Source organism: Clostridioides mangenotii TR (assembly GCF_000498755.1).
Lineage (GTDB): Bacteria > Bacillota > Clostridia > Peptostreptococcales > Peptostreptococcaceae > Metaclostridioides > Metaclostridioides mangenotii_A.
Genome location: NZ_AXUS01000044.1, coordinates 1 through 6,614 on the forward strand (window position 1 = coordinate 1; position 6,614 = coordinate 6,614).

The 6,614-nt window shown below is 32.5% G+C and carries 4 protein-coding genes; all 4 read right to left on the reverse strand.

Annotated features, from left to right (window positions below; translation table 11 throughout):
• Positions 1 to 216: 216 nt before the first annotated feature.
• Complete coding sequence (locus T473_RS0114835; RefSeq protein WP_024622564.1) at positions 217 to 420, reverse strand: hypothetical protein; 204 nt, start codon at positions 418 to 420, stop codon at positions 217 to 219.
• Between the two features lie 73 nt (positions 421 to 493).
• Positions 494 to 3,742 carry an ABC transporter permease gene (locus tag T473_RS0114840; RefSeq protein WP_024622565.1) on the reverse strand — a complete coding sequence of 1,083 codons (3,249 nt, stop codon included), beginning with the start codon at positions 3,740 to 3,742 and terminating at the stop codon, positions 494 to 496.
• 1 nt (position 3,743) lies between these two features.
• The gene (locus T473_RS0114845) at positions 3,744 to 4,448 is read right to left on the reverse strand and encodes an ABC transporter ATP-binding protein (RefSeq protein WP_024622566.1); all 705 of its coding nucleotides are present in this window, start codon (positions 4,446 to 4,448) and stop codon (positions 3,744 to 3,746) included.
• 464 nt (positions 4,449 to 4,912) lie between these two features.
• Positions 4,913 to 6,409 (reverse strand): 4Fe-4S dicluster domain-containing protein, encoded by a 1,497-nt coding sequence (locus T473_RS0114850; RefSeq protein ID WP_024622567.1) that lies wholly within the window; start codon positions 6,407 to 6,409, stop codon positions 4,913 to 4,915.
• Positions 6,410 to 6,614 lie beyond the last annotated feature (205 nt).

Genomic DNA, 6,614 nt, shown 5'->3' on the forward strand with positions numbered 1-6,614 from the left:
TTTTTATAATAATAAATATCTTTTAATAATTAATTTAAATTTTTTAACTCAACTTTAAATTATACATTTTTAGCTGCTATTTTTCAAGAAAGATTTAGTCTTAAAATTGATTTTATTTTCATAAAGAAAAGAAGGTAGTAATATACTACCTTCTAAGCACAAATAATATTCTTATTTCCAAAATATTTCTTAAGTGTAAGTATCCTTCAACTTAGATTAGCATCCACAATCGTCTTCGCATTGGCCACAAGATATAACTATTAATAGTAATATTAAGAACGGAATCCAATCGCAAATTTCTATTTCATCCCAACAATCTTGGAAAGCAAGGAATAAGAAGAATAAAATTATTATCCACCATCCACATCCTCCAAAAAAGTCATTTCCTTTTCCACATCCTCCAAAGAATCTATCTAACATAATGCTACCTCCTAGTTGATTTAGTGAGGAGTTTTAGCTCCTAAACTATACTATGAAGATAGACTAAAAAGTGTTAATCAATAGATTTTAACGATTCTACCATTTTCACTTTCTTAAGCTTGAAGTACATAGCAAAATTTACGATTACCCCTAGCAGTAATGTTATTACTATGGATAGAATGTAGCTCTTAAGGCTTATTATTCTCCCAAACATCAAATTGTCTACTTCTAGTGTAACCATAATAAATCTGTGAAGTATTTTTCCTATACCTATTCCTAAAAATGTCCCTACCATTGTAAGTAAAATATTTTCTCTGTATATATATGCAGAAACTTCATTATCATAAAATCCTAAAACTTTGATAGTCGCTATCTCTCTAATTCTCTCAGAAATATTTACATTTGTAAGGTTGTAAAGTACTACAAACGCAAGAGCTCCTGCTGAGATTATCATTATTAGTACTACATAGTTTAGGTTGTTTACAGTGTCTCCAAAGTTTTCTTTTATTCCTGTGTTAAAGCTTACTCCTTTAATATCAAGATCTTTAATTAAATCTTTAGATATTGAAGATTCATTTTCCTCTGAAGTTTCGTTTACGTTACCAAAAACCCTATTATAGCTAGCCTCTCTTCCAAATACCTTTTGGTAGTAGTCTTTTGACATATAGACATAATGTGAAACATAGTTTTCTACAACACCTGTAACTAACACTTCAGATTTTTTATCCTTTTCATTAGTCAACTCTACCTTGTCTCCAGCTTTAACTCCAAGTTTAGTGGCTAATTTCTCAGTAAGCACCACACCATTGTTTTCTAGATCAACATTTTTTTGCGATTCTCTTTCCTTTAAAACTATGAATTTTTTCATATGTTCTTTATCATCTGGAATATATATCGAAATTTTTTTCTCTTCGTTTCCTTTCTCAATATCCCCATTCTGTAAATTGGCAAACTGATAATCTGTAATTCTCTTATCTTTTGAAATATAGTAATCTACTTTCTTAATACTGCTAGATTTAGAATTATTATCGAGTGTTACCATCATATCATACTTATAAATCGCTCCAAATTGTCTATCCACAATCATTTTTATCGAGTCCTTGATACCAAATCCTGTAAGTATAAGTGCAGAGCATCCTGCAATACCTAGTACTGTCATCAAAAATCTCTTTTTATACCTAAACAAGTTTCTTATAGTTACTTTTCCTATAAAGCTTATTTTATTCCAGATAAATGGAATATTTTCAAGCATAATTCTCTTTCCGTTTTTTGGAGCCTTAGGTCTCATAAGAACTGAAGGAGTCTCTTTGAGCTCTTTCCTACAGCTAAAGTATGCTGCCAGTGAAGTTATAAGTATAGAAACTATAGTAACTCCTAATGCTATTGGTATATTAAATTCGAGTATAGCCGGCGGTACAATAAACATCATCCGATAAGCATTGTAAATAATAAATGGAAAGGCTGTATAACCTACAGCAATCCCTAATACACTTCCCATCAAACTTGCACTAAGAGCGTATACAATATACTTTTGTGCGATTCTACTTTGATTGTACCCTAACGCTTTTAAAGTACCTATATTTATTCTCTGCTCATCAACCATCCTAGTCATAGTTGTAAGTGAAACTAGTGCTGCTACAGAAAAGAAAAATACAGGAAATATAGATGCGAGCGCGTCGATATTTTCAGCTGCTTGTGAATACTGAACATATGAATTTAAACTATTTCTATCTAATATATACCATTCAGGCTTTTTAAGTTTTGCAACTTCAACTTCAGCATCTTCTAATTTCTTTTCAGCCTTTTCAAGCTCATCGTTAGCCTTAGTCTTTGCTTCTTCAAACTCTGACCATCCATTTACTATCTTGCTTTTAGCTTCTTTTAATTCATTTTCGGCTTCTTTAAACTCAACCTTAGCTTTTTGCTCCGATGATTTAAGATTTTCTTTTCCCATTTCAATCTTTTTTTTATTTGCTTCAAGTATAGCTTTTGCACTTGTAAGTTGAGATTTAGCACTCTCATACTGTGCTATGCTTTTATCTAATTCTCGTTTACCTTTATCGTACATTGATGTAGAAAAGTTTAAGTCTTTCTTTAAACTCTCAATCTGAGATAATATTGTATCCCTTTGTTCTTCAGTAAGGTTCCCATCATTTAATTGGTTTTCTAATTGTGAAATTCCAGCCTTTATTTTATCCATGCCAGTTCTAACTTCATTGAGTTTAGCTTTTCCAGCTGCTATGTCACTCTCTATCTTTCCTTCATTAGAATCAAATTGACTTTTAGATTTCTCGTACTTCTTGTATCCTGCTTCAAGCTCTTTTTCACCCTTTGCTATCTCTTCCTTACCATTTTTAATTTGATTGCTTACTTCTATTTTTTTAGCCTCTAATTGTTTTATTCCATTTTTCAACTTATGTTCAGAATTAATTAATTTATTTTCAGCATCTGATAATTTATTTTCCACTTCTTTTTTCTTGTCTCCAAATTCTTTCTCACCATCTTTTAATTTTTCAGTTGCCTCTTTTTTTACATCATTGTACCTTGCATCTATTCTAGAGTCCGATATAGCATCAAGTTTATCCGACACTCCATCCACTAAATCAAAATAATCATCCTTATAAGTGTTTTTCTCTTTCGCTCCTTTTACAGTTAAAAATATATCTGTATAAGCTTTCATATCGAAATCACTCTGAGGTACCATAATAAATCCGGAAACCGTTCCACTTCCAATACTGCTCTCCTCATTGTCATGAGTAGTATAATAAGGTGTCTGAACTTGGCCAACGACTGTGTACTCGTTATTTTTCATACTTTCATCTAGATTTTCTTCTTTTCCAGATTCGAGTTTTAACTTAGTACCTATTGGAATATCATAATCTTTTATTCCAAGGCCTTCAACTACACATTCCCCAGATTTTTCTGGAAGTCTACCTTTTACTACTTTTACTCTATTAATGTAGTCTTTGTCTTTACTATCGCTATTAGACACCGGTAGCCCGTGAACTCTAAATACCTTTTCTTGATCTTTATAATTTGAAACTACATCTATCGAATAAGTAGGTAAAACTCCGTCAACACCTTTGATCTTCTCTATTTCATCTACATCCGAATCAGTTAGTCCTAGTGTCGACAAAAGTCTTATGTCCATAAGATTAAACTCATCGTAATAATTATCAGTCGTATCCTTCATAACTATAGGAGATATCTTTATACCTGAGAAAAAAGCAACTCCCAAAGCTACTATGAATAAAATAGATAAAAATCTACCTATAGACCCCTTTATATCCCTCAAAATGTCTTTAGTTAAAACATTTTTCATCTTACCACTCTATCCTTTCTACAGGAATAGGATTTTCATTTATCTCAACGCTTTCAATCTTTCCATTTTTAACCTTAACTACTTTATCACCCATAGGAGTAAGAGCCAAGTTATGGGTAATAATTATAACAGTCATCCCCATTTCTCTAGATGTATCCTGAAGTAGTTTTAGAATAGCTTTTCCTGTATTGTAATCAAGAGCTCCTGTAGGCTCATCGCATAAAAGCAACTTCGGATTTTTAGCCAATGCTCTAGCAATAGCAACCCTTTGTTGTTCCCCTCCGGACATCTGAGCCGGAAAATTATTTTTTCTATCCTTCAAACCAACAGCTTTTATTATTTCATCTATATCCAGCGGATCTTCACATATTTGAGTTGCCAGCTCTACGTTTTCTCTGGCAGTTAAATTTTGAACTAAATTATAAAATTGAAACACAAACCCAATATCGTATCTTCTATATGTAATAAGTTCTTTATCAGTACAAGAATCAATACGGTTACCATCAACCATTATCTGCCCCTTTGAAGGTCTATCCATACCGCCTAAGATATTCAAAACTGTGCTCTTACCAGCTCCACTCGCACCAGCAACAACCACAAACTCGCCCTTATCCACTGTCAAATTAACACCGCTAAGTGCATTTATCTCAACTTCCCCCATTTGATATGTCTTTTCAACATCTTTAAATTCAATGTATCTACTCATTATATACCTCAATTCATAGTAAACTATTTAATGTATTAAATATCTTGAACTACATTATATATCAACATCAGGCATAATTCAATGCAATATATTAACGCAATTATATATAAACCACAAACATACGAAATCATGAAATAATCACACCGATAAAATACATAACACATAATTCAATAGCAACAATCACATCCTTTTTCTCCATACAGTCACCATAGTATTATATATATTTACTCTGCTTAGATTTTGAACTTATTCTAAATAGTTTTGCTTTTGACCATAAGATGTTTTATTGTTCACTTCGCCCTTCACTTTAAAATGGAGAAAATTAGATAGGAAGATATAACGAGATAAGGCAGGGTATACAGTATACTAGTGACAGTTACAGCCTTTTTCTCAAGCTGTGGTCACTAGCGTATTGAATATCCTGCCTTATCTCGTTATATCTTCCTATCTAATTTCCCTCATTACTACTTCAATCTATCCAGATTTACATCTTCGAATCTCTTTATCTCTTTATTTGACATAACACTCTTTTTAGAAGCTTGTGCATTCTTTTTATCAAATGTATTTTTTGATCTACTTCCAGAGAAAAACTTCCCAGATCCATTTATACATCCACCTTCGCACATCATACCTTCTATAAAGTTTCCGTTTATCTTACCTACATTTGCCATACTCATAGTCTTTTTGATTTCTTTTGCTCCAGATACTTTAACAGGTCTAAATTCTACACCTATACCTTTTTCTGTTACATAGTTTTCTATAGCTTTCGTAAGTCCTCCTGCAGCCCCAAATCCCCTACCAAATATTGATGCTTCATCTACCTCATCATTTGAACACATAGCCATGTCAACATCAAATGCGTCAAATAACGCCATAAGTTCTTCAAATGTTAGTACATAATCTATTGCGCCTTTAAGCATAGGCTTAGCAGCTTCACTCTTTTTAGCAGTACAAGGTCCGACGAATACTACCTTAGCATCAGGATCCTCTTTTTTGATAAGTCTCCCTGCTGCTATCATTGGAGATACTGTATGTGAAATTTTATCAACTTGTTTAGGGAATGATTTTTCTACATAATCCAAAAAACCTGGACAACAAGAACTTGTCATATATTGATCACCATTTATCATTCTCTCTGCGAATTCTTCACTTTCATGAGCAGTTACAGCATCTGCTCCACACGCAGCTTCTATCATATCTGCAAAACCTAATTTCTTAATTGCACTTCTTATCTGACCGTAAGTTATGTTAGGATCCACTTGTCCTGTTATTGCTGGTGCGACAACAGCATATATGTTCTTTTCTTTAACGAGTTTTTTAGCCACTGTAGCTATAAGGCTCTTGTCTGAAATAGCACCAAATGGACATGCTACCATACACGCTCCACAATTAACGCACATTTTTTCATTGATTTCAGCCTTCATATTATCTCTATCAAATCCTAATGCTGAAGTAGGACAAACAGTTTTACACGGTCTCACAACTTCAGATATTGCATCGAATTGACATGCCTTCTTACACATGCCACAAGCTTTACATAGATCGTGATTAATATAAGCCATACCATTTACATATGTTATAGCACCGAAATTACAAGCTTCTTTACATCTATGTGCTAGACATCCCCTACATAAATCCGTTACAGTAAATTCATTTATTGGACATCGGTCACACGCAGACTCTAGTATATAAATTATTTGTTCATTTTCTTTTATCTCCGCAGTATCAAGGTTCGGAATTTCACCATTTTCTTTGACTCCTGCAATTCTCTCAGCTCTTTCTAAAAGTACTGCTCTTTCCTTGTACACACAGCATCTATATATAGCTTTATCTCCTGGTATAATCTCATAAGGTATCTTCTCTATAGCTTCTTTAGTCAAGTCATCTTCCTTGCCAAGCTTAGCAATTGCAGTCAAAACCTGATGTCTTAATTTGTGAATTTGAGTTTCAAATTGAAACATTAACGCCACCCCCTGCGGAATAATTTTTGTCATTTTTTTAATTCAGATTTATTATAACATAAGAAAAGTAAAATTGTAGATAAGTTTTAAATTTAATTAAAATTTAACGTTTCTATATAAAATATTAAAAAAGTTCGGAAAAAAAACCGTCCATTGTCAATTATTTATACTATATATACAAATATAAATATATACTATTTTTATT